Source organism: Paenibacillus sp. V4I9 (assembly GCF_030817295.1).
Classification (GTDB): domain Bacteria; phylum Bacillota; class Bacilli; order Paenibacillales; family NBRC-103111; genus Paenibacillus_E.
The window spans coordinates 878,561-903,154 of the sequence record NZ_JAUSZE010000001.1; the positions used below are offsets into that span (position 1 = coordinate 878,561).

Annotated in this window: 24 protein-coding genes; 19 read left to right on the forward strand and 5 right to left on the reverse strand. The window is 42.7% G+C overall.

The genetic code is table 11. From position 1 onward, the window contains the following. The first annotated feature begins 111 nt into the window (after positions 1-111). From QFZ81_RS04275 to QFZ81_RS04290, 4 genes are all read left to right on the forward strand, one after another. A complete protein-coding gene (locus tag QFZ81_RS04275; protein ID WP_307601601.1) occupies positions 112-1,284 on the forward strand; it encodes a YbfB/YjiJ family MFS transporter in 1,173 nt (390 codons plus the stop codon). 890 nt (positions 1,285-2,174) lie between these two features. After that, positions 2,175-2,477 (forward strand): hypothetical protein, encoded by a 303-nt coding sequence (locus QFZ81_RS04280; protein WP_307601603.1) that lies wholly within the window; start codon positions 2,175-2,177, stop codon positions 2,475-2,477. 13 nt (positions 2,478-2,490) lie between these two features. Next, a complete protein-coding gene (locus tag QFZ81_RS04285) occupies positions 2,491-2,949 on the forward strand; it encodes a hypothetical protein (RefSeq protein WP_307447720.1) in 459 nt (152 codons plus the stop codon). Positions 2,950-3,509: 560 nt separating this feature from the next. After that, positions 3,510-5,759: a stalk domain-containing protein gene (locus QFZ81_RS04290; protein WP_307601605.1), complete on the forward strand. Its 2,250-nt coding sequence runs from the start codon at positions 3,510-3,512 to the stop codon at positions 5,757-5,759. 111 nt (positions 5,760-5,870) lie between these two features. Here QFZ81_RS04290 and QFZ81_RS04295 read toward each other — a convergent pair whose 3' ends face one another. Next, entirely contained in the window at positions 5,871-6,074 is a 204-nt protein-coding gene (locus tag QFZ81_RS04295; protein WP_307601607.1) for a hypothetical protein, read from the reverse strand. 124 nt (positions 6,075-6,198) lie between these two features. Here QFZ81_RS04295 and QFZ81_RS04300 point away from each other — a divergent pair, with 124 nt between their 5' ends. Together QFZ81_RS04300 and QFZ81_RS04305 are read left to right on the forward strand one after the other, a co-directional pair. Next, entirely contained in the window at positions 6,199-6,465 is a 267-nt protein-coding gene (locus QFZ81_RS04300) for a hypothetical protein (RefSeq protein WP_307447713.1), read from the forward strand. 892 nt (positions 6,466-7,357) lie between these two features. Beyond that, the gene (locus QFZ81_RS04305; RefSeq protein ID WP_307447710.1) at positions 7,358-8,203 is read left to right on the forward strand and encodes an ATP-dependent DNA ligase; all 846 of its coding nucleotides are present in this window, start codon (positions 7,358-7,360) and stop codon (positions 8,201-8,203) included. 80 nt (positions 8,204-8,283) lie between these two features. Here QFZ81_RS04305 and QFZ81_RS04310 read toward each other — a convergent pair whose 3' ends face one another. Beyond that, on the reverse strand, positions 8,284-8,505 hold the full coding sequence (locus QFZ81_RS04310; protein ID WP_307447707.1) for an alpha/beta-type small acid-soluble spore protein: 222 nt from the start codon (positions 8,503-8,505) through the stop codon (positions 8,284-8,286). Positions 8,506-8,653: 148 nt separating this feature from the next. Here QFZ81_RS04310 and QFZ81_RS04315 point away from each other — a divergent pair, with 148 nt between their 5' ends. The 9 genes from QFZ81_RS04315 (at position 8,654) to QFZ81_RS04355 (ending at position 15,442) form a co-directional block, all read left to right on the forward strand. Beyond that, entirely contained in the window at positions 8,654-9,235 is a 582-nt protein-coding gene (locus tag QFZ81_RS04315) for a TetR/AcrR family transcriptional regulator (protein ID WP_307601609.1), read from the forward strand. Between the two features lie 303 nt (positions 9,236-9,538). Further along, complete coding sequence (locus QFZ81_RS04320) at positions 9,539-10,246, forward strand: metal ABC transporter ATP-binding protein (protein ID WP_307447699.1); 708 nt, start codon at positions 9,539-9,541, stop codon at positions 10,244-10,246. Then, a complete protein-coding gene (locus QFZ81_RS04325; RefSeq protein ID WP_307447696.1) occupies positions 10,192-11,079 on the forward strand; it encodes a metal ABC transporter permease in 888 nt (295 codons plus the stop codon). Before QFZ81_RS04320 ends, QFZ81_RS04325 begins: the two co-directional genes overlap by 55 nt. A 13-nt stretch (positions 11,080-11,092) precedes the next feature. After that, positions 11,093-12,058: a metal ABC transporter substrate-binding protein gene (locus QFZ81_RS04330; protein WP_307601611.1), complete on the forward strand. Its 966-nt coding sequence runs from the start codon at positions 11,093-11,095 to the stop codon at positions 12,056-12,058. 65 nt (positions 12,059-12,123) lie between these two features. Next, complete coding sequence (locus tag QFZ81_RS04335; protein ID WP_307601613.1) at positions 12,124-13,350, forward strand: GTP-binding protein; 1,227 nt, start codon at positions 12,124-12,126, stop codon at positions 13,348-13,350. Positions 13,351-13,384: 34 nt separating this feature from the next. Beyond that, positions 13,385-13,534 carry a 50S ribosomal protein L33 gene (gene rpmG, locus QFZ81_RS04340; protein ID WP_029195131.1) on the forward strand — a complete coding sequence of 50 codons (150 nt, stop codon included), beginning with the start codon at positions 13,385-13,387 and terminating at the stop codon, positions 13,532-13,534. A gap of 80 nt (positions 13,535-13,614) precedes the next feature. Then, on the forward strand, positions 13,615-14,079 hold the full coding sequence (locus QFZ81_RS04345) for a hypothetical protein (protein WP_307450065.1): 465 nt from the start codon (positions 13,615-13,617) through the stop codon (positions 14,077-14,079). 36 nt (positions 14,080-14,115) lie between these two features. Then, complete coding sequence (locus tag QFZ81_RS04350; protein WP_307601615.1) at positions 14,116-14,952, forward strand: AAA family ATPase; 837 nt, start codon at positions 14,116-14,118, stop codon at positions 14,950-14,952. A 25-nt stretch (positions 14,953-14,977) separates the two neighbouring features. Continuing rightward, positions 14,978-15,442: a Fur family transcriptional regulator gene (locus QFZ81_RS04355; RefSeq protein ID WP_307601617.1), complete on the forward strand. Its 465-nt coding sequence runs from the start codon at positions 14,978-14,980 to the stop codon at positions 15,440-15,442. A gap of 148 nt (positions 15,443-15,590) precedes the next feature. On the opposite strand, the gene QFZ81_RS04360 is transcribed toward QFZ81_RS04355, so the two are convergent. The 3 genes from QFZ81_RS04360 to QFZ81_RS04370 form a co-directional block, all read right to left on the reverse strand. After that, complete coding sequence (locus QFZ81_RS04360) at positions 15,591-17,021, reverse strand: peptidoglycan DD-metalloendopeptidase family protein (protein ID WP_307447682.1); 1,431 nt, start codon at positions 17,019-17,021, stop codon at positions 15,591-15,593. A 367-nt stretch (positions 17,022-17,388) separates the two neighbouring features. Next, positions 17,389-18,402 (reverse strand): hypothetical protein, encoded by a 1,014-nt coding sequence (locus QFZ81_RS04365; protein ID WP_307447679.1) that lies wholly within the window; start codon positions 18,400-18,402, stop codon positions 17,389-17,391. 168 nt (positions 18,403-18,570) lie between these two features. Next, positions 18,571-19,542: a LysR family transcriptional regulator gene (locus QFZ81_RS04370; protein WP_307601619.1), complete on the reverse strand. Its 972-nt coding sequence runs from the start codon at positions 19,540-19,542 to the stop codon at positions 18,571-18,573. 219 nt (positions 19,543-19,761) lie between these two features. On the opposite strand from QFZ81_RS04370, the gene QFZ81_RS04375 reads away from it, so the two are divergent. The 4 genes from QFZ81_RS04375 (at position 19,762) to QFZ81_RS04390 (ending at position 24,585) form a co-directional block, all read left to right on the forward strand. Next, positions 19,762-21,183, forward strand: coding sequence for an NAD-dependent malic enzyme (locus QFZ81_RS04375; RefSeq protein WP_307447673.1), 1,422 nt, complete (start codon positions 19,762-19,764; stop codon positions 21,181-21,183). A 45-nt stretch (positions 21,184-21,228) separates the two neighbouring features. Continuing rightward, positions 21,229-21,936, forward strand: a complete 708-nt coding sequence (locus QFZ81_RS04380; protein ID WP_307447669.1) for a gamma-glutamyl-gamma-aminobutyrate hydrolase family protein — start codon at positions 21,229-21,231, stop codon at positions 21,934-21,936. 65 nt (positions 21,937-22,001) lie between these two features. Continuing rightward, a complete protein-coding gene (locus tag QFZ81_RS04385; protein ID WP_307447667.1) occupies positions 22,002-23,558 on the forward strand; it encodes an ABC transporter substrate-binding protein in 1,557 nt (518 codons plus the stop codon). Positions 23,559-23,667: 109 nt separating this feature from the next. Beyond that, the gene (locus QFZ81_RS04390; RefSeq protein ID WP_307447664.1) at positions 23,668-24,585 is read left to right on the forward strand and encodes an ABC transporter permease; all 918 of its coding nucleotides are present in this window, start codon (positions 23,668-23,670) and stop codon (positions 24,583-24,585) included. The last annotated feature ends 9 nt before the right edge of the window (positions 24,586-24,594 follow it).

Below are 24,594 nucleotides of genomic sequence, written 5' to 3' on the forward strand. Positions count from 1 at the left end.
TTAGATATCTGAAATTAAGATATTCAATATCACTATTCTGTATTATACATGATAACAAAAATCATTGTATGATGAATGAACAGACGAAGGTAAAGACAGGAGGGAAAGCGAATGGAGAGAAGGACGTTGATCGTTTTGCTCGGAGGCATAGCAGCATTGATGGTGGCTATGGGAATCGGAAGGTTCGCCTTTACTCCTATCCTCCCGATGATGATGGATCACCATCTGTTCTCCGCCGCGGGTGCGGGCTATCTGGCTTCAAGCAATTACTTGGGCTATTTGATCGGCGCGTTTGTCCTGACGCTGGTCCAGGTTAAAGGCCGATCCACGCTGCTGTTCGCCGGGTTAATCGTCAGTATTGCGACCACATGGGGAATGGGTGTGTTCCACAGCCTAGAGGCCTGGCTCGTACTCCGGTCTTTGTCGGGCCTTGCCAGCGCAATCGTGTTTGTCATCGCATCCAGCATCGTACTGGATCGTTTATCGGCGCTCCAAGCCGGAATATTCTACGGAGGCGTGGGAGCGGGCATTCTGCTGACCGGACTTTCAGTTCCGCTGCTTGCCCGAAACAGCGATTGGACCGAAGTATGGAAGGGACTGGGACTGATCAGTCTGATCTTAGGTCTGGCAGCCTGGTATTCGTTGCGGGACAGGCATACCGGTACGCAGACGTTAAGCTCTCCTCATGACCACGACCATCACCCTTCGGCCGTTCGGCGGGTCTTGATATGTTTGATGATTGCCTATGGCTTGGAAGGCTTGGGCTACATTGTTACCGGGACCTATCTTGTAGCTTTCGCCAAGTCGGTTTCGAGCATCCAAAATATTGCGTCACTCAGTTGGATGCTGGTTGGTATTTCCGCGACGCCTTCGTGCGTCGGTTGGTCGATGCTTGCCTCTCGATGGGGAAAAAAGTGGACATTGACCGTTGCCATGCTGCTGCAATCCATAGGCATTGCGATTCCAGTTCTTATTCCTTCTTCAACTGCCGTATTAGCAGGCGCCCTTATGTTCGGCGTAACCTTTATGGGAATAACGACGCTGTCCGTCGCTTTTGCCAAGGATTTATACCCGCAAAACAACCGAAAGATTATAGGTTTGCTAACCACCTTCTTTGGCTTGGGGCAAATAATCGGACCGCTCATTGCAGGTCTTCTGATATTGGGAAATAGCAGCTACCGTACCGCTTTAATCGGAGCGGCTTTCATCATCTTCTTGGGGGCGCTTAGCTTGCCGCTGGGTATAGGCCGAACCGACCGGAAGCAGCTTAAACTAGCTAAATGATAATACAAGTCGCTTTACCCCATCTAAAGGAGGGGGCTTCGGTAATCTTGACTGGCTCAACGCTTTCAACAAATGGTGGGCTGGAAAGATATTCCTAAATAAACCCATGCTATTTGGCTAAATATAGTTTACAGCCATCCATTCCTGATTTCGCTCGGCTTTTTGTTTCTCCAGGCTCCCGTGCCATCTCCGATTCCATCAAGCCATTATTCTCCTGATAAACTGCAAACTTTAATTGCTCAAGTCAAAAAGGCTTGTCCGTTTTTGCTTCCTCATGTTAACACCCAATAAACTCCACACAAAGCTTACAAATTCCGATTAAAGATTACAAACTATGAATGCAAGCTGAGCTGATTTCACGCACTCACTCTTGATTCCACTTGGCTTATGGGGATAGGAAATTGGAATAAGGTATATTTAAAGCCTTGAGAATCCTGTATTTTCCCTGTATTATCAGTCGTTCCTCGATTGTTCTCTTTGTTTCCTTCAAACTTAATCCCTGTCCCTTCCTTTTTCTCTACCGTTTGGTGCAATGACCGTGCAAGAAATATTCATCTCTAGTAGCCAACGATACAGCACATACCCAGTAGGTCCAGCTTCATAGCAAACTTCAAGCGTTACCTCTTCCGTTCTACGAAGTTGTTGAATCAATTTGCGAACAGCTTCTTTCGTATGGACGATAGTACCCCAGTACCGCGATTCACTCCTACCCTCATCAGCGATAGCAATTTTTGATTTTGATACGTCTAAACCACTCTAATTCTTTATTTTCCCAAGACACCCATCACCTTGCAGGAAGCCAGAAGCTGGCTTTCCGCCCGACATTACCCCCTGAAATCGACAGAATTCGACGAATCGTTATAAAAGCTATGCATAAGGAGTGAATCACGATGGCGAATAATTACAAACGCTTCATTCAAAATCAATTCGAAAAAGCGAAGTCTACCGCTTCCGAATTCATTTCTTCAAGAAGTGAAGAACAAGAAGAAGGCACTATAGAACTCGATCCGCAATATTATGTTGAGCTGAAAGCAATCGCCGATATGCAGCATACGACCGTACAAGCGATCGTCAATGGAATCCTTGTCCAATACCTGGCAAGCGCCTCATACGAATTAACCCCCATCTCAGTGGATCAAAAGGAAGATAACCCGCTTCTGTATTTGGATGGTATTTGCAGACTAGAGGATTAAGGAGTGCTGACATATGGATAACCACTTGAACATTCAAGATGCAATTTTTCTGGATGAAACAGCTTTAGCCGCTTTAATGAACCCTGAAGACCCCCGCTATGCGAAAGCCCGTTCCCTGTTTCTGGATTTGCATGACCTTGAACGTAATTACATGACGACCAACTCCATTATATTTGATCTTCACGAATGGCTTCGCAATGAATACAGCTATGAGCAGGCGGAATATTTTCTGAATGCAATTGATAAAGCAGTGAGTAAAGGCAAGCTGGCGGTCATCTCTAGCGGCCCCGAAATTGAGGGGGAATCGCGCAGACTGCTTATGGACAGGCCCGAGCTCCGTTTCTCGCTCAGCGAAGCATTCACTGCTGTGACCATGTCCTATTATCAGGTAAAACGCATCTTTACTTTCAATCGCAATTTCATGATGCTTGCCAATTTGGATAAGGATATTCGAATCATTCCATCCAATTAAAATCCTTTAAACAAATACAACCTGCCCTCTTGAGAGGCCGGCTGTATTTGTTACGTTGCAATGCCGTAAATTGCTTTTTCCGTCGCTTCTTATTACACCCTCATACTGAAATCGTGCGAGTTACAACCGCTTTTGGTTTCCCTTCACTGATTGAATGTCATATTATATACCATTTAATATCTTTATATTAATAAAAACAAGAATAACATTATTTCGTGTCACTATAATTGACACGAAGTCCAACTGGAAGTATAATTCAATTAACCGCACGACAAAGTGCAACTAATACTTAAGGCAATGGCGCCTATCCTACACGGATAGGCGTTTTCTGTCTTTTTGAAAGGGTGAATACGATGATGAAACGTTTGGAGAGCCTTGTTTTGTTTATCCAATGCCTGCCTGTCGCCTTGAGATGGTATTAAGATTTTCATGTTAGGTTTTGGTGCGTTCTGCTCCTTTGCATAAATATGACAAAAGCCCTATGTCGATATCAGAAGAACTATTGGATAATCTAGGGGAACTTGTTGTATTTATTTCATAGCGGAGGACTGAACATACCCATGGTTAAAACAACGTTTAGAAAACATCTTTACATAATCATGTCTCTAGTTATTGCTATAGGGTGTCTGTTCGGGAATTCCTACATTCCTAGAGCATTCGCAGAGGAAACGATTTTCCCAACAAGATACTCAGGGGAATCCACAATCTCAGGACAAAATATGGTTTGGCTGGACAATAACCAAATCACGGTACAGCACATTGTTACCGGTGAAAAGCAGCAAATCACAACCACACCAAAGCATAAGAGAAGCGCTTTCATCAGTGGTACACTTGTAGTGTGGCTGGAAAAAGCCGATTCCCAATTCGATTTCAATGTTTATGCCTATGATCTAAGTACAGGAGCTGAGAAAAAGCTTACGGACACACCTGGACCACTCTCAGCGCCAAGCACTGATGGCGAGTTTATCGTTTGGGAAACGGGAGGCAGTCTATTCGCCTATGAATGGGCCACGGGTACCGTATCGCCTATTGGGTCAGGTAGAGAACCAATTATTGACAACGGCAATGTGCTTTTTAAATCTGGGGGGAAATTAAATCTATATGATCTTAAGTCGGGCGTTATAAAGCTTGAGATCGCTCCTCCGGGTGGCTACACTTTCAATAGTTTTGTTGAGTTTAAAGGAAATACAGCTCTATATTATGTATCAAAAAATGATAAAGGAAGACAATTAGCGTTATTGCAGCTAGGTGGGACTTCACCCAAAATTCAGTACTTAACACCGTTTAACAACAGTACGCGCTTTTATGCCCAATTAGCGGTAGGCGATAATTATGTAGCTTGGGTGAATGAAGACAAGAATGGCATTCATCAACTTATGGGAGCTCGAATAGATGACGGCACGACCATGCAATTGACACAGTCCGAGGAACAATTGATACCCGCGTTGCCAATCGCATTTATTGGCGACACGCTCATTTGGCTTGATGGGGTAACAATGAAGGCGATGCCGCTACAGATTGAAAAATCTGTGGACGGACCAACGAACTTCAAACCAGATCCCCCTCCTTCACCTGCGCCAGTTGCTATAAATAGACCTGAATTCCCAGAACTGGATAAATCATTGGCACCTTTAGCCCCTCTGCGTAAGTCGGATGCTAAGCGTGTTAAGGTCTATGCAGATGGACAAAATGTAACTTTTGAAGAGCAGCCTTTTATCGAGAATGGTTCCACCTTGGTTCAATTCCGTCCTATTTTCGAGAAGCTTGGGCTAGGAATAAAGTGGGACGCCGAAACAAGAACCGTGACCGGTTCTAAAGATGGCGTAACGATTCAGTTGCAGATCGACGAGCCTAGAGCAATCGTTAACGGAGTTGTAATCACCTTGGAGGCAGCGCCAAAAATCAAAAATGACGTTACGATGGTTCCGCTACGACTCGTTGGGGAGGCAACTGGGAGAAAAGTGATTTGGAACAATGAACTTCGCAAAGTGTACATCATTGATCCCAGCAGCGAAGGAAAGCTTTATTATTCAAACGGAACGTTAAGATACGAGGGACAACTACATGATGGAAAAATGCATGGCAAAGGTAAACTTTATCGGGAGGATGGTTCCCTGTGGTATGATGCTGAATTCGTGAATAATGAGATTGAAGAAGAAGGGAAATTCATCCAAAAAGGATTCGTTGAAGGCAATGATATGACTGATTATTATTATGTCGGAGAAATTAAGGATGGAATACCCGAAGGGCAAGGGGCCGGATATGATCCATCTGGTGAAATGATATACGAAGGCAGTTTTAAAAACGGAAAATACGATGGTATTGGTCGGTTTTATGTAAAAGGAATGCTTCTTTATGAAGGCGAATTCGCAAAAAACAAATATGATGGATCTGGCAAGTTATACTCACAAGGACGACTATTGTATGAAGGCGGGTTTAAAGAGAATAACCGTCACGGCAAAGGCAAGTTATATGATAACACAAGATTTAAAATTTTAGAGTACGAGGGAGAGTTTGTAAACGACAAATTCGAAGGTTATGGAATTCACTATTTCAAAGATTATATTGGCGAATGGAAAAATGGAGAAAAACATGGCAAGGGCCAAGACTATAGGAGATATCTCGAGTATGAAGGTGTTTTTGTAGGCGGAGTAAGGGAAGGCTACGGAAGGCTTTTTATATCGGATAGACAAATCTATGAAGGAATGTTTATAAACGGTGTGCCGGAAGGAACCGGCAAGCTAATGGATTATTATGGGAAAATTACGTATGAAGGGCAATTTAAAGACGGTAAGCCTTTGGGAAACTAACCATTTTTACGCCTATTAAAGTATTTGATCTCTTCGGGGTCAAATACTTTTTTTTATCTGAACTTCATACGTTCAATGAAATCCGTTACGAAAAATGAGGAGGTGATTATGCTAGAAGAACGAATCTTTGTTAGGCGGGGGTTTTTGCGGTTCAGCTCCATTCATCCGAGCTAGATATTCTTTATCTGCCTCAGCCTTCTTGATCGCTTCGTATAGTTTCATTCGGGCCATCACGGTGTCGGCGGTTCGCTTGTTAACATTTCTGCCAACTATCATACACCACCGAAAAAACTCTTCCCAAACTTTGTACTTCATCTTGCACCTCCTCATGAGCCTAAATGTTCATTTTCCACCAATTTACTCAATGATCAACAAACACCCGGACAAAATATATTGATCTGAATAATTTAATTGAGTCAGTAAGAGGAGGTGGAAAAGTATGTCTAAATATTCGCATGCCGGGTCATTTAATTTCCCAACATCAGGTACAAAACCATTATTTGTAGTCCCTAAAGTGGACGGAACATTAGCAATATCTAACAACAGTAGCAAATCCTTCGTATTGCTCTTAAATAACACAGTGACTATTACTGTTATGCCTTATGGTATCGCTAGAATTGGCAGTTTGGCGGGCGGGTTCACCACAAAAGTCGCGATTAGAACTAAAGGACCATGTAGCGGATCTTACATCTTTCAACAAAGCTGAATCGAATCGATTAGGATAATGAAGATCGTCTACTTTAAATTTGCCCCTATCAGGGGCTTTTTTCTCTTTCAGTCGCTCTCCCATGTTTTTCCGTATTCAATTTTGTTCCATCCAGTTTTATACAGAAAAACGGTTGTTTTGCCATGCATATTTGTCCAAACCATTCCTATGAATCAATCATAGAATATATTATTCCAAAAGAAAGGATGATAGAATTGGCAAACACAGATGTAAGGCTCCAACTTTTCTCTGGCAATAATTTTACAAATCGGCGGATTGCTCTTAGACGTGGAGGTGTAGCAGTTCGAGATCTGGGCGCATTCCGTTTTGATAACGTCCTATCCAGTTTCCGTCTAAGAAATGTTTCAACCACAGATTCTGTGACACTAGTTTTGTTTTCACGAATTAACTTCCAGGGATCCATTCGCATATTTCGTGGACGCCAAAACGTGTCGAATTTAGGTAATTTCAATAATCTAACTTCTTCCTTAATTTTAGTAGGACGCAACCTTACAAATTCCCAAATTCAACAGATCCAAAGTACCGGTATCCCTCCTCGTGATATTTTAGTTATCAGACAATAACAGATAGGTGAAAAGGGCACAGGTATGTGTCTTTTTTTACATAAGAATTTATATTTTTTAGGTTAGGGGTAAGGCGACGAAGTTTACCTTATTTAGTATAGTTAGCTATGGATTTTTTGCTAGGCTAAGTGAAATTGTGGATATGCATATCATTCGACATCGAAAGGAGCGAAAGCAATTCCAACAGGAAACAGTAGAGCGATTGCGGTAAAGTAAGAGATGCGTCCTTACCTCAAATGAGTTTTCCTCCAAGTTCCATTAGGCAGATGAATAACAGTGAAGTATCATTTAGCTTAGGGTGATAAAAAATGTTCATTTCTCCTATGCTAGCGTACAACGCTAAAGATAATAAACCATTTTACAGTAAAAATCATATAGCGGAATTAAAATTAGATGGTCTAAGATGTATTATTTCCAACATGGATAAACTCTATGTTTATACGAGGCATAATAATTTGATCACAAATAAATTCCCCGAATTGTATAATTGCCCCCTGCCTGAAGGAACGATACTTGATGGTGCATTAATGATTGTTGATGATCAAGGGAAACCAGACTTTGAAGCCATGTCGGCCAGGTTTTTATCTAGGAAAAACAAAACACCTGTGATATTCTGCGCATTTGATATCTTGAGATATAAAGGAATTGACGTCACGGGTCTAACTTTACTGGGGCGTAAAGAACTGTTGGACAAGGCTTTCATTGAAACTGAGAATTATAAAAAGGTTAAAGTGTTTGAAGGAAATGCAGTTGATTATTTTGAGCAGGTTCGTGGGCGGGGACTTGAGGGCATCATCATTAAATCGAAAAAAGAGAATTCCAAATACGAAATAGAAAAACGCTCCAAACAGTGGCAAAAGGTGATCAATTGGACTTATGCGGATGTGTACATATCCGGTTACAGAAAAAATAATTTTGCCTTATTGGCCTCTATTGATGCAGCTGATGGCTCGAAGTTCCCAGTCGGGGTTATTGAGTCAGGTGTAACACCAATTCAACAGAAAGCTTTAGATAGCTTGAAGAATCGCTTAGTATTCAAGGAAGACAAGAATTTTGCTTATATGGAACCACGAATCATGGCAAAGATTAAGACGAGAAATTGGACCAAAAATGGAAAACTTCGGTCCCCAGTATTCATAGAATTCGTTACATGAGCATAAAAAAAAGACTGAAATCACCAAAGGAGGAAGTGGTGGTTACAGTCTTTTGTTTTGCTTGCACATCACCCAAGGAATTAGCGTCTAATTCCGCCGGTTAGCTGTTGTTCGGCCAGTTGAACTAATCTTCTCGTAATGTTACCACCGATTGCGCCAGTATCACGAGTAGCCATGTAGCCGTAATAACCATCTTGAGGAATCTGAATACCTAATTCTTGAGCGACTTCATATTTCATTTGGTCAAGAGCTGCTCTTGCTTGTTGCACGACTAATGTATTGCTGTTTCTTCTTCTAGACATTTGATTCACTCCTTTTTTGTGGTGTAGGAGTATTTTGTGGATTAAATGGTTTTTTATTCATCTTGTTAAAATTAATTTCGCAAAACTCAGGAAATCATCTCCTTATATTCTTGACTTCGTAGTCAACTATTTGTATGATTCACTTATTATGAGCAGACCAAGAGAATTTGATGTTGATAAAGTATTGAATCAGTCGATGGAAGTTTTTTGGGCAAAAGGTTACAAAGCAACCTCATTCGAAGATCTCACCAATAAGACTCATGTCAAAAAACAAAGTCTGTATGGCGTCTTTGAAGACAAACGTTCACTCTTTTTAAAAGCACTTGCCCTGTATCGAGCGCAAAATCTCGATTCACTTCGAGAAGTGGTCGATCGAGGCGGGTCGCCAACGGAAATTCTAGATGCCGTTAAATCGGCTTCACTTTGTTCGAAAAATGAAGATAGCCGCAACGGATGTCTGATGGTAAACACGGCGTTGGAATTTGGAATTAGTGATGAGGAAGTAACCAATGAAGTTGAAAAAATGTTTAGTGACGTCCAGCTTGTGCTCGAGGAAGTGATTAGTAAAGGGCAAGCATTAGGAGAGATTACGACACGCTTCACAAGCAAAGAATTAGGAGCCTTCTTGGCTAATGCCTTGCGTGGTACCCGTATTCTAGAGAAAACAGGGGTGCCTGTGGAACAAATCGAAACCATTCTAAATACTTCGTTTTGTTTAATAAAAAAATAAAACGATATGCGCTTTTCAGTATAGACGAGCGGCACATTAGATTCCATATACGGCGTTCACTCCATGGGGTGAACGCCATTTTTCTATGAGTTACCTCAAGTTTCGCATATTACCTGCAAAGATTTCTTATTGACACAACCTCTGGAAAAAGATATATTCTTCATTGTAATAAGTAATTATTACGATTTGTCAACCGCAATGCCTAATAACTTTCTTGTAGTTTGGGCTTCGACATATGAATCGAGGATCGTCATGATATAAAATCGTAATTTTTACATATAAAGTTGGAAAGGATTTGTTCTTATGCTGGTAGCCTCCATGGATGAGGTGGAATTCGGTTACAATGATGTCCCTTGTATTCAAGACGCGAGTGTAGAGATTCAGTCGGGTGAATTTGTAGCTATAACGGGCCCCAATGGTGCAGCCAAGTCGACCTTGCTGAAATTACTTCTTGGCTTGCTTGATCCTTGGAAAGGGAGTATTTTCTTGTCTTCAACCAATAAAGAGGGGAGGAAGCTAAGAGTGGGTTACGTATCTCAGCAAATCTCCGCCTTCAACAGTGGATTCCCTAGCACCATATTGGAGTTTGTCCAATCAGGCAGGTACGCAAGCCGCTCATGGTTTCGTAAACTCGACAAAGAAGATGAGGTGCAGACGGAGAAAGCACTCCGTCAGGTTGGGATGTGGGATTTGCGCAAGCGCAAGATCGGTGAGCTCTCTGGCGGTCAAAAGCAGCGAATTTGCATAGCCAGAGCGCTTGCACAGGAGCCCGATATGCTTGTTCTCGATGAACCGACGACAGGGATGGATCAGGAGAGCCGCTTTGGTTTCTATGAGTTGATGCATCATCAAGTGAAAGCTCACGGGCGAACCGTTGTTATGGTGACGCATGGCCTTACCGAGGTCGCTCCCTATCTGGATCGAATCATTGAGCTGGAGAGGAAGGAGGATGGCGGATGGAAATGCTGCACTACGACTTCATGCAGCGGGCATTTTGTGCCGGTGGGTTAATTGCCATCCTGGCTTCGATTCTGGGTGTGTATCTGCTGCTTCGCAGACAAGCTTTGATGGCTGACATGCTCTCCCATGTTTCCTTGGCTGGGGTTGCAGGAGGTGCGTATCTAAATATCAATCCAACCTTGACTGGATTCGTCGTAGCTACGTTAGGAGCTATAGCTGTTGAATATGTAAGGAGGTCCTATAAAACCTATAGTGAAATTTCGGTTGCTATCATCATGGTGGGTGGGTTATCTACAGCAGTGATCATTATGAGTCTCAATCAAAGCATTAATAAAGGCTTCTCCGCTTATTTATTCGGCTCTGTGGTTGCTGTGAACGAAACCGAGCTACTCCTAATGTTTGTGGTAGCGATGATTGGGGGCATCTTTTTCTATATATTCCGTCGTCCACTTTATCAGATTACATTCGATGAAGATACGGCTAAGACAAATGGGCTTCCTGTGAAATGGATTTCACTTGGCTTTAGCGTCTTAACAGGTATGATTGTATCTGCGGCTATGCCCATTGTGGGAGTTCTTCTCGTTTCGGCATTAATTGTACTGCCCGCGGCACTTGCCATTCGGATTGCACCTAGTTTTACATCCGCACTTTTTATAGCTATGAGTATTGGTTTACTTGGTGTCATTTCCGGACTTACCGCGTCATATCAGCTTAGTACACCCCCGGGAGGAACGATAGCGCTGCTTCTCTTATTTATTCTTATTGCTGGCTTGGGTTTGAAAAAGGTCGTGCTGACATTAAGCAAAAGCAAAGCAAAAAATGCAATTGACACCATGCCTCGTATGTCCAAAGAAACGACAATTTCATCATTCAACAAATATTAGGAGGAAAAAAACAATGAAAAAAATCTGGGTAACGAAATCACTTGCTTTTACCGTACTATCAGCTGCTCTCTTATCGGGCTGTGCATCTAACACCGCTTCAAGCGATGGGAAATTAAATGTCGTTACAAGCTTCTATCCCATGTATGAATTCACAAAACAGGTTGCAGGTGATCATGCCAATGTGATTACTCTAATCCCGCCGGGGGCTGAACCCCATGACTGGGAGCCTAGTGCGAAAGATATGAAACAACTGAAGAACGCCAATGTGTTCGTTTACAACGGTATTGTAGAAGGATGGGCGGAGCAAGCACTTAAGAGCGCTGAGAATAAGAATCGTGTTGTTGTTGAAGCCAGTAAAGGAATTGAATTAATGGAAGGCTTAGCGGAAGAAGAGCATGAAGAGGATCACAAGAAAGAAGATAAAAACCATAAAGAAGAAGCGCATGGAGACAAAATCCTAGATCCGCATGTTTGGTTAACTCCGGTTCTTGCTGTGCAAGAGGTTGAGGCCATAGTGATTGGATTAACGCAAGCTGACCCTGCTCACAAAGAGGATTATCGAAAAAATGCGGATGCCTATATCGGAAAGCTTAAAGCCTTGGACGAGTCATTTAAAACAGGTCTTACAAATGTAAAGCGTAAAGAATTCGTCACGCAGCATGCTGCATTTGGTTATTTGGCCAAAGAATACGGGCTAACACAGGTTCCTATTGCCGGACTTTCCCCTGAAGAAGAGCCAGCTCCTGATAAAATGGCAGATATTATTAAATTTGCGAAAGATAATAAGGTACAAACGATTTTCTTTGAAACTTTGGTAGATCCAAAGGTTGCGAATACAATTGCGAAAGAAGTCGGTGCGAAAACGGCTGTGTTGAATCCATTAGAGGGATTAACGGACGATGATAAAAAGAAAAACCTTGATTACATCGGTGTTATGACGAATAACCTAGAAGCATTGAAAAAAGCGTTAAATGAATAAATAGAATCATGAGTTTGCTTTTTTTAATCATTTGAATACGTAAAATTTACGAATAGAGAGAGGTTATGACATTGGTAGATCAAAAAATACCTGTAACCGTCTTAAGCGGCTATTTGGGAGCAGGCAAAACAACGCTATTAAACCACGTCCTACATAATCGTGATGGCTTAAAAGTTGCGGTTATTGTTAACGATTTAAGTGAGGTCAACATCGACGCCGAGCTGATTAGAGAAGGCAACGGGCTTTCCCGTACGAATGAGAGTTTGGTTGAAATGTCTAATGGCTGTATCTGCTGTACATTACGTGAAGATCTGTTGAAGGAAGTAGAGCGGCTTGCTAAAGAGAATAAATTTGACTATATCCTTATTGAATCAACGGGTGTAGGTGAACCTTTACCGGTTGCACAAACGTTCACGTATATGGATGAAGAGCAAGGGATTGATCTTACGCAATTTTGCCGTCTCGATACGATGGTAACCGTCGTAGACGCCTACCGTTTCTGGACGGATTATTCCTCTGGAGAAACGCTTCTTGAACGCAGTCAAGCTGTGGGTGAAGATGATACACGCGAAGTTGTTGATCTGCTGATTGATCAGATTGAGTTTTGTGATGTCCTGATTTTGAACAAGTGTGACATGCTGGAAGAAGATGAGCTGATTGAGCTAGAGGGCGTACTACGCACATTACAACCTAGAGCCAAATTCATTCGCTCGGTTCACGGGAAGGTTGCTCCAACCGATATTTTGAACACTCATTTATTTAATTTCGATGAAGCGAGTACGTCCGCAGGCTGGATGCGGGAAATGGAAAAGGAATCACATACACCAGAAACTGAAGAATATGGCATTTCCTCTTTTGTCTACGAAAGAATTCGTCCATTCGAGCCTTCGCGGCTCATGAGTTGGATGGAAGATTGGCCGGCTGAGATCATCCGAGCTAAAGGGATCATGTGGCTTGCAACGCGCAACGATCACGCTCAGAACTTAAGCCAAGCAGGTCCTTCTATTCGCTTCGGTCCAGCAGGGTATTGGGTATCTGCGCTGCCAGATGGTGAAAGAGAAGCTGTTCTCGAAGAAGACGCGGATCAAATCACACACTGGGATGATACCTATGGAGATCGCATTAATAAGGTTGTATTCATCGGCATGGAGATGGACCGAGTTGGTATCGTCGCTTCTTTGGATGCCTGCTTGCTAACGGATGTTGAAATGCAAGGAGATTGGAATCGTTTCGAGGATGAGCTGCCGAATTCTATGATGGAGTTGGAAGAAGCCTGCCCTTTGCCACAATAAATTCAGCCATGATGTATGATAGGAGGTGAACAGCATGAGAGTCATTATTACATTGGCGTGTACGGAAACTGGTGACAGAAACTATACAACGACGAAGAATAAAAGAACCCAAACATCTCGTTTAGAGCTGAAAAAGTATTGTCCACGTTTGAAGCGTCACACACTTCATCGTGAAACACGTTAATAAACCAAGAAGGTCCGGGCTTACTTGTCCGGGTTTTCTGCTTTGTGAAGGAGATTATTCAGAGGAGGCTGATGGGGTTGATGAGTTTGAAACCCAATGAGGAAAGCGAAGTCATTCTAAGTCATCACACAGATGCTCAGTGGCGCCGCCGCGAGCAAGAGTTATTGCAATGGGCAGCACGTGAGAAACAGCGCAAGCATGCTAAGAAGACGACACTTCTCGGACATATCCACGTGGATGCGGAATTGTTTCCAGCCTTGATGCTGCTTCAGCAGAAGCAAATTGCGACTGAATTCTCTTGTGCAGGTGTAAGCCCACTTGATGAACCAGAAGACCATTCCCTGTATGCTTATCTCACGATCATAGCATCTCAGCGAGCCGAGCAATTTGTCCAATTGACCATGAAGCGCATGAGACATCGCTTATTGATTTCCTTTGAACCCGCAAGGAACCGATACGATCTTTCATCCTTTTACATAGGCCACAACCGTTCCTTCTGTCAGATGATCCAGCAATGCGCTGAGTCTTTTGAGAATGAGGTTTAGGCACCGAATACGTACAAAATGAGGAGCAAATAAAGAATGACCACTAAAAAAAATATCAGGCTGCCCAAATCCAAAGGGATTGAAACGGCAACTGTTTATACACCTGATGAGTGCCTGAAGAAAATCAAACATATCGTCCTGCAAGAAAACAATCAGCAAATCGTGGAAGAATTTATAACCATTCAGAATATGAAGCAGAAGTTCGAAGAAGCCGAGGTGTCAATTCCGAACAAAATCGTTATGTTTGGCCCTCCGGGAACAGGAAAAACACTAACGGCCTATTATCTGGCGTCCCGCTTGGAGCTTCCACTCATTGTCGTTCGATTGGATGCGATTATTCATAGTCATCTCGGTGAAACGGGATCGAATATTCGTAAAATTTTCGAATTCGCCAAGCTGGCGCCATGTGTGCTGTTTCTCGATGAATTCGATGCCATTGCAAGGGCTAGAGATTCTATTGATGAAGTGAAAGAGATGGCGCGAGTGGTCAATACTTTGCTGCAATGTCTCGATGAATTCCATAGTAATAGCACATTTATAGCTGCGACGAATTTGGAAGAGGAATTGGATACGGCAGTGTGGCGCCGGTTTGATACGCGAATGACGTATGAATTGCCAGGCAGGGCGGAGCTTGATGTATTTTTGACAAAACTACTTGGGGTTTCGCATGAAAATAGGAAGCTCATCGAGCAGTCTAAGGAGCTGCTGCTAGGCTGCAGTTTTGCCGACATTGAACAAATTATTTTGAAGGCCAAGCGCAAAATGATTATTGAAGATAGTGAAGTGAGTTACGACAAAATCGCTCACGGTTATGCAGCTTACAATCCAAGAACCTTACCTAGAGATGCCGCACCAGCTGGAGCCATATCATAGCTGTAGTAGAAGGAGAGCGTTTCGAATGAAGGGACAGCATCCAATAAATGAACATCATGATTTGCAGGAACAGTTTAAGAAATTAGCTAGCAAAGGCATGCGTTTAACCGAACAGCGCAAAGCTATGATAGATCTTATTCTGAACTCTGCAAAACCTTTATCTGCCATTGATATCTATCAGAAGATGGAAAAGCAATTTATAGGACTGAGTTATGGCACGATATACCAAAACATCAAACTTTTTATTGAACTGATGATCATTGAATCCTTTGTTCTGGGGGATGAGGTGAGATTTCGAATCATTGATCGGGAGAATCCAAAGTACCATCTGATCTGTGTTGACTGCGAGAGATCCGTACCCATTGATTTAGTGACCGAGCGGATCGAGCTCCCAACACTAACCAACAGTTTCAAGCCCATTAGCTACAAGCTTGATGTCTATGGTTATTGTACAGATTGCATTCTAATTAACCATTCAGATCATGCCTAGAAAGGAAGTAAGGCTCCTGCAATATTTAATTAATATAGCGGTGAGGACAGGGTTGTCCATGGAACGGACGTACGGGTGCAGCAATTTAAAAGGAGCTGTCTCCAAAGTCATAACTGACTAGGACAGCTCCTTTTTGATGCAGACTTTTTTATTTTGTCTCGTCAATCAGTGTGTTACCGTTAAAGTCTTTAATGATAATTCTGTCCGCGACGAAGGAGGAAGAAGGATCAGGCCGCACAAAAAGATGCAGATTTCCTCCGCCTGCCGGGTATGGATCGACAGGAGCGTCAACGTCAATATACATGCCATACTGGCTCTGATTGTTACGGTTCGTTGAACCTTGGCCAACGATATCATAGTAATCTGCGATTATTGTTTGTCCTTGGCCCTTCAGAATGATCCAGCGAATAGTGCTCTGTTGGACAGGGATGTTGATGTCAACTGTATTGCTTGTATCGGTGCGGAACGCTGCGGTGACCGTCGGTTGGCTATGAGGCAGTATTTCCAACGGGTTCTTGCTTCTGGATTCGTTATTGGTTTCGGAGGTTAGTCCTACCATGTAAGTAATGTGTAAATGGTCGGAATTCGCGCCGGTGTGCCCCACATATCCAATCAGATCGCCGGCTTGAACCGTTTGACCCACAGTCAGTCCCGAAGCGAACGCGCTAAGATGTAAATAACCGGTCCAATGTTTATTTCCGTGATTGACAAGGACTTTGTTGCCGGGACCTGAGCTGCCGTTATCCGGAGTAATATTAGTTACGGTTCCATCCATCATGGCATAGACAGGGGTGCCTTCCGGAGCATTTATGTCGATCCCACCATGGTAATCATAATCCCCGGGCCTGCGGGGACCGTATGGATAGCGGATTTCGTCCCCATTGACAGCAGTTGAAAAGCTTAGAGGCCAATAGACGCTGCTTGCAGGCGGGGCCACAGGAGTAACCCTAGCGACATTCGAATCGGCGCTGGTACCGCCGGAGTTGGTAGCGTTGACGGCAAAGTAATATATAGAGCCGTTTGTCAAGCCTGATTTGGTAAATGTCGTATTGTTTACTCCGCTTGCCACAGTCGAATAAGACCCGGTCGAGGATGTTTTCATCTTAACCGTATAGCTCGTATTGCTGCCCGATGCTTCCCAAGAGAGAACAGCTTGTCCATCATCCGATACTGCTATCAATGCGGTCGGTGCAGCTGGAACCGCACTCGGTTTGGCTGAAACAGCGCTGGAATACTCACTTGTGTTTCCCTCGGAATCGATAGCCGCCACCTTATACCAGTAAGTAGTCCCGTTGTCTACCCCGGTATTGGTAAAAGACGTCGATGTAATATTGTTGGCAATGTGCTTGTATTTGCCATCGCTGGAGGTAGCCCGCGAAATCTTATGTTTAACAGCGCCGGATACGGCATTCCAATACAGAGTCACTTGGCCATTCCCGGAATTAGCCTTAAGTCCGGTGGGTGCGGGAAGTGCTGCAAGGACATTCGTATTAAATAATACAAGGAAAAGTACGCTCATCAATAAACTCCAAAAAATGCTTTTCTTTAATAAGCGCTTCTGCTTCTGTAACGTAGACATAAAATCTCCTCCTAATCGTATCGAAATATAGATCCTGTACGAAATTAGCATCGTTGTTCTAAAACGAACCTAACTAACAAATCCATAGAAAAAACGTTAGTAAAACTGGAAAACTAATGTAGAGCTCATGGCCTCACCTCCTTTCTAATATGCAAGAAATTGAACAGGATAATTTTGTAAACGCTTTCTTTTTTGAATTGTAACATTGAAAATTTCTTAAATGAAATACGAAATACTTATATTTCTATAATTAGGGGTTATATATTCGCCTAAATTTCTAAAAAAATAACCCCATGCTTGTATGAAAGGCAAGGGATTAGTTGTTTTATATGTTTGAAATGATATTTTTAAAAATAGAACGTGTACCTTACATTAAATTTCTGGTAAGCCGAATGTCTGCCATGGTTAACAAACCAACCTGATTAGACGAATGCATCGTTTTTGCGGTGTTAACTACAACATTGATGGTAGCGGTGTCGCCAAAAATACCTTGTGGGACAACAAACTCTACAGTACCCATATCATTCGTTTCCAGAATGATCCTGTCCTCCGTAACAACGTCTACAGACATAATCAGGTCCAATTCAATGGGTATCCCTTCTTTCGTAGAACCCGTTGAATTTTGATGCAAGCCGTTTACTTCATTTTTACTTAAGGGTCCTATTGCTAAGACAGTGTCTTCTTGGGAGATGGTTGGTTCAATCTTGTTAATAACTTCGGTTAAGGTCAGATTCAAACCATAAGCAACAAGACGCAATGATTCCTCAAGTCCGACATGACCTATGCGGTCGTTTTGTGCAAGCTGGTGAAATTCTTCCGGTGACATACCGATACCCACTTTTTTCTGCAGTGGAATACGGCGTTTGGAAACATCTACCTTACGGTAGATTTTAATTTTCGACAACGATTGCGTCACAGAAGTGGAAAATAAAGTCATAGAATCCATGATATATCCCGGATTAACTCCGGTACCAATTACAAACTGCCTTTTATCGCGTGCATATAAATCAATTTCTTTGGACAATTCCGAATAGCGGTGCCATGGATAAGCTAATTGTTCACAGGTAGAAATGACGGAATATCCTTGATCAAGTAACTGCTTAATTTGCGGCCAAACCTGTGGCAGGTTGGATCCTGTTGCATGGAGTGCAAGTTTGCGCCCCTCCAGCCGTGCCGTATCGATTTCATCTAAACTCTGAACAACATTAATCCCCACAGCAGTACTCTCTGCTAGTTCTCCTACATCCCTTCCGATTTTTTGAGGATCAATATCAACCGCACCAATTAACCGAATATGATCGGATTGCAAACAGCTTTGCATAATTTTGATGCCTATTGGACCTAAGCCATAGGAAATGACATTCATTTTTACAGAATTCATGAACCTTACCCCTCTCTTAAATGTATTTCATGAACAATGTAACATCATCAGAAATAAAGTGAAAATATGAATATATTATACATTTATAATCAGGGATTATAAGTAGAGTTATGCCAGGCCCTCAAGGTTGAGAGACCGTTTTCGCCATTAAAAAAACAGCATCCCGATTCATGATGGATGCTGTCCTACGGTTTGAGATGATAATGTCTTGGATTTCATAGACTCTTTTGTAGTGTAATGCGGTAAATGCTCCAATATAGACAATGCGTCCTTCGTAATTAAAGGTACGCTTACGTCGTTCCAAATGACAGAAATCGAACTGAAAAGAGACAGGTTTTTCAATGCAATAGCTTTGATCTTGTAAGAATTTAAAAGTTCCAGCATATCCTGCGGCATTAAGGTAATCCCGATTCCATTGGAGATCAGATTGGCAATGGTCAAAATTTCCGGCCCGGCCCCGATGGTTTTTGGAATGAATCCTGCGGTAAGGCATGCATGCTCCAGCAAATAATAAAGAGACGGCGAATGCTTAGGGTCATAATGTAAAAAAGTTTCGTTTTTAAGCTCGTAAAGATCGATCTCATCTTGTACGGCTGCCGGATGCTGGCAGGATAAAGCCACCTTCATAGGATGCTTGGAAAACTCTAACCACTTAAGCGGCGGCTGTATCGTCTGTTTGAGGTCTATAGGAGTTCGGATAAAGGCGAGATCATATTCGCTTTTCTGTACAAGCTCGGCTGCGTGAACGGAGGTTGTCTCCTTGATATAAAATTCGATTAACGGATGCTCTTCTTTTAATTTTTTAATAAGGTAAGGGACCATATTGCTTGCAGCGGACGGAACGGTCGCGATTCGAATAGTCGTTTGCGGGACAGTTCCGGCTTCCACAAGCTGCATGATGGTTTTTTCAATGTTATCGAATGAGGGTAAAAGATTTTTATGAAGATAATCGCCTTCTGCGGTCAATGTAACGTTTCGGGTCGAACGGTTCAACAGTTTAATGCCGAGTTCTTTTTCGAGCGCTGTGATTTGCTGGCTCAATCCGGGCTGGGAAATATGCAATTTCTGGGCTGCATGGCTGAAGTTAAGACAAAAAGCGACTTCCATAAAATAACGTAATGACAAATAACTTACTTGCATATGAGCTATCTCCTAATATATGACAATATGATTCGACAATTTATTATAGCATTTCAATCTGCTTTTGTAACCGGAATTGTTCGAAACACTATCAGGATAACGACAATTAATAATTTCTACTTATATATTTATAAGGAAGCAGTATTTCCAATTTTTCTCATGTCGTATTAAACTATAAACATAGTAAAGCGTTTTCATAAGCGTGAGAGGGGAAAGAGTATGGGGAAAATAGCCTTTAATAAAGGAGAAAATATTATACTGCGTATTGAAATGGACTCTCATATCAAATTCGGTGAGGTTGCGACAGGCATTACAGGGGCAGGGGGGGACATCATAGCCATTGATCTGGTGGATGCGGGAAAGAATATCTCAGTAAGAGACCTCACGATAAATGCCGCTGACGCAGGGCAAATCGGTAAAATTGAGGAAGCGGTTTCTAGAATCCCAGGGATAAAGCTGATCCATGTATCCGACCGTACCTTTCTGCTGCATCTTGGTGGAAAAATTTCGACAGTGCCCAAAAGCCCGGTTCAAAACCGTGACGATTTGTCCCGGGTGTATACACCGGATGTAGCCAGAGTATGTATGGCGATCAAAGAAGATCCTGCCAAAGCGTTTACTCTCAGCATCAAGAAAAATACAGTAGCTGTGGTCTCTGACGGAAGTGCTGTTCTCGGGCTTGGAAACATTGGGCCCAGTGCAGCTATGCCGGTCATGGAAGGAAAGGCGGTCTTGTTTAAACAATTTGCCGGAGTAGACGCCTTCCCGATCTGTATCAGTACTCAGGATACGGAAGAAATTATCCAAACCGTAAAGCATATAGCCACCGTATTCGGCGGGATTAATCTTGAAGACATTTCAGCGCCACGGTGTTTTGAGATTGAAAAACGGCTGCGTGAAGAATTGGATATTCCGGTTTTTCATGATGACCAGCATGGGACAGCGGTTGTCATGTATGCAGGGTTGCTCAATGCTTTGAAACTCGTGAACAGATCTATGGAGGAGATCAAGGTTGTTGTATGCGGGGTTGGCGCTGCCGGGGTGGCCTGTACCCGTATGTTGCTTGCCGCAGGTGTAAAGGAGATCGTGGGCGTTGACCGGCGGGGGATACTGACCGCTGACCAAAAGTATGATAATCCGATGAAGGAATGGTTCGCAATGGAAACGAATCCAAAGCGGCTTTCGGGCACCTTACGCGATGCGTTAAGAGGAGCAGATGTATTTATCGGTCTTTCCTCTGGAGGTTTGTTAACGAGAGAGGATGTCATGACGATGGCGGCAAATCCAATCGTGTTCGCCATGGCCAATCCCGATCCGGAAATTCTCCCGGAGGATATCGAAGATATAGCTGCGGTAATTGCAACAGGACGATCGGATTATCCGAATCAAATCAACAACGTGCTTTGTTTTCCAGGAATATTTCGTGCGGCCTTGGATTGCAGAGCAGTTACAATCAATGAAGAAATGAAGTTTGCAGCAGCCGAAGCTATCGCCTCGATCATTACTGACGAGGACAGAAGCAAGAGTCATATTATACCAAGCGTATTTAATCATAAAGTAGTTAGCGCAGTTCGGAACCGGGTAATTGAAGCGGCTATTCGTACGGGTGTAGCCAAAAAAGTGCCGAAGGATTTCCGCTAATAAAGATATATAAACTCGTGGTATTTTTCAGAAGGAGTGTATGAATTGAAACCTATTATTGGAATTACATCGAATATCAGAGATGAGAAACTGCTGACTACCGGGTTGAGTAATATTCGTGCAATTGTAAAAGCGGGCGGAGTGCCGATCGTGTTGCCTAATTTATCGGAGGATTCAGAAGTAGACCGGCTGGTGGAATCAATTGACGGCTTATTGGTTACTGGAGGAGGAGATGTTGATCCCAATATTTTCGGAGAAGAACCTCATCCGGAATTAGGTGAAGTATGCCCTGAAAGGGATCATTTCGAAATTATGATGATAAGCAAATTTTTGAAATTAGACAAACCAATCCTGGGCATCTGCAGAGGCAGTCAAATGATTAACGTTTCTGCTGGCGGGGATCTCTTTCAGGACATTTATGCCCAACATGATCATCAGCTTTTGCAGCATAGACAAAATGCGCCCCGGAGCCACGTAACGCATTTTGTAGATGTTGCAGAAAACTCGCTGCTCCATCAAGCTGTTCAATCCACCCGTTTTAAGGTGAACAGCTACCACCATCAAGCGGTAAGAAAAGTTGCTGAAGGGTTTGAAGTATGCGCAAGAGCCAGTGACGGTATCATTGAGGGATTTGAATGCAAGACGCACCGTTTTGTTTTGGGCGTGCAATGGCATCCGGAAAATTTGACCGGCAAGAACGATATTTACTCTCTGAAACTGTTTAATGCTTTCGTCCAGGCTTGTCAACATTAGTGATCCGGCTTTTCTTTATTGTGGCTGTTGTTATGTTGTGAAAAAAATAATAGGGGGATATATATATGAAGCATTCTATTAAAGCCGCTCTTTTATGTTTTATTGCATTTGCAGTTTTGCTGGCGGGTTGTACCACTAGTAAGAATAATACGGCTCAACCCGACAAGAAGGATGAAAAGCGTCCACTGACAATCGCGCTGCCTACAGAGGTCAAATCCATGGATCTTTACGCCCATAATGATTTTGTAACATGGATGGCAGTCAATAACATGTACAATACATTATTAAAACGCGACGCTAAAGGAAACATCAGCACTGATTTGGCAGAAAGTTATAAAAAAGTAAACGATACGACATGGGAATTTGATCTTAAAAAGGGCATTAAGTTTCATAACGGCACAGAAATGACTGCAGAGGATGTCAAGTTTTCCTTCGAAAGAGCAGTTGCTGAGAAAACGCTGGGCGAAAGTGTATATTACAAATCAATTAAAGAAGTGAAGATTATTGATCCGTACAAGGTACAATTTATTACGGACGGACCAAACCCGCTTTTCTTGAGTGTCATTGCCCGCACAAGTGCTGCAATTTTACCGAAAAAATACATAGAAGAAAAGGGAATGGATTCCTTCAACCAGCAGCCTGTTGGAACAGGACCGTTTAAGTTTGTTGAGTGGAAAAAAGGCAGCCACCTTAAGTTAGAGCCTTATGAGCAATACTTTGAAGGTGCCGCAAAAGATTGGAGCCAGGTAGTGTTCCGTATTCTTCCTGAAGGCTCGACAAGAGTTGGAGAGCTTTTAACGGGTGGAGTTGATATAATTCCCTCAGTCGGCAGCAATGATTGGCCACGTGTGAAAGGAAATGATAAAACCGAGATCGTAAGCGGCGCTTCGAACCGTGTAGCATTTCTTGTTCCAAAAGTTACTAATCCAAAATCTCCAATGGCAGATTTGAGAGTCAGGGAAGCCGTTGAGTTGGCAATAGATAAGAAGCTGATCATTGATAAATTATTAGGCGGTTTGGGTACTACAACGCGAACACGCATTACGCCAGGTAATTTCGGGGCAAATCCAAAATTGTTCAATGTTGCTGTATATGATGAAAAGCGTGCTAAGGAATTATTGAAAGAAGCAGGATACGAAAATGGCTTGGAACTGACGATGCAATCGACCACAGGACGTTATGCAAAAGACAAGGAAGTTACCGAGATGATAGTCGGTATGCTGGCTAAAGTAGGTATTAAGGTGAAATTGGAATTACTTGAATTTAGTGTTTATGAAGAAATAAGAAAAGTAAACAAAGTCAGTGATTTACATATGGTTTGGCTGGCGAACTCTAACTTCGATGCTTTCACTATGGTCAGCGAGCATCTCACTTCGGTACGAAGCTTAACTAATTTGGGTCTTAGCAGTCCGGAGTTGGAAGAGATATTGAAAAAAGCTGAAAAGAACATGAATCAAGGTGAAAGGGACTCTCAGTATCAAATGGCACAACAAGTGGAAGCGAATCAATTTTTGAGATTGTACCTGTATCTGGAGCATAACAGCTACGGAGCAAGTAAATCTGTGAACTTCACCCCTCGTTTAGACGAAATGTACAAAGTATACGAAATTTCAAAACGCTGATATTTGCTTATTTAAAAGCTGATCTTTCAATAGGGGCAATATTTATGCCCCTATCTTTTCAATATTACTTAACAACTTGTTCGCATAATAACATAAGGAAGTGAATTCCATGAGAAGTTATGCCCTAAGACGATTGGCACAGATGGTTCCCGTGTTGTTGATCATCGTTTCTATCGTATTTGTCTTGATGCACTTATCCGGGGATCCTGTTGCATTAATGCTTCCGGAGGACGCTACCCAAGAAGATATGGATGCACTCCGGAAAGCTTTAAATTTAGATAAACCATTCTATGTTCAATATGCGACCTACTTATGGAATGTGCTGCATGGTGATTTCGGTAAATCATTCCGGTTTAATCAGGATGCGCTGGAGTTGGTGCTGGAAAGGCTGCCTGTTACATTAGAGCTGGCAGTAGCCGCCAAAATAATCGCAATTTGTTTGGCAGTACCGCTTGGAATATTGTCCGCAACACACAAAAACTCTATTCTCGAACTTTTTGTAACGACAGGAACCGTTCTCGGAAAGGCGATGCCCCATTTTTGGTTTGGGATTATGCTTGTTCTCGTGTTCGGTGTCAACCTTCAGTGGTTACCGGTTTCGGGAAGCGGCACATTCTTACATCTCATTCTGCCGGCGATTACGCTTGGATTCGGTAATGCCGCTTATATTGCCCGGTTAACTCGTTCGAGTTTACTTGACTCCTTACATCAGGATTACGTTAGAACGGCAAAGAGTAAAGGATTAAAGAATTCTGTTGTCATCTACAAGCATGCATTCAGAAATGCTTTGATTCCGGTCGTTACGATCATTATGATGCAGATTGGCGGTATGATCGGCGGTGCTCTAGTTACGGAAGCCATCTTTGCATGGCCAGGATTAGGCCAATTAATTGTACAATCTGTTAATTCAAAAGACATGGCAGTTGTACAAGCTGCTATATTTGTTGTAGCTGTGTCCGTCATATTGATTAACATAGTAACGGATATTCTTGTCGGATGGCTCGATCCGCGTATCAAGTACAGATAAGGGGAGAAG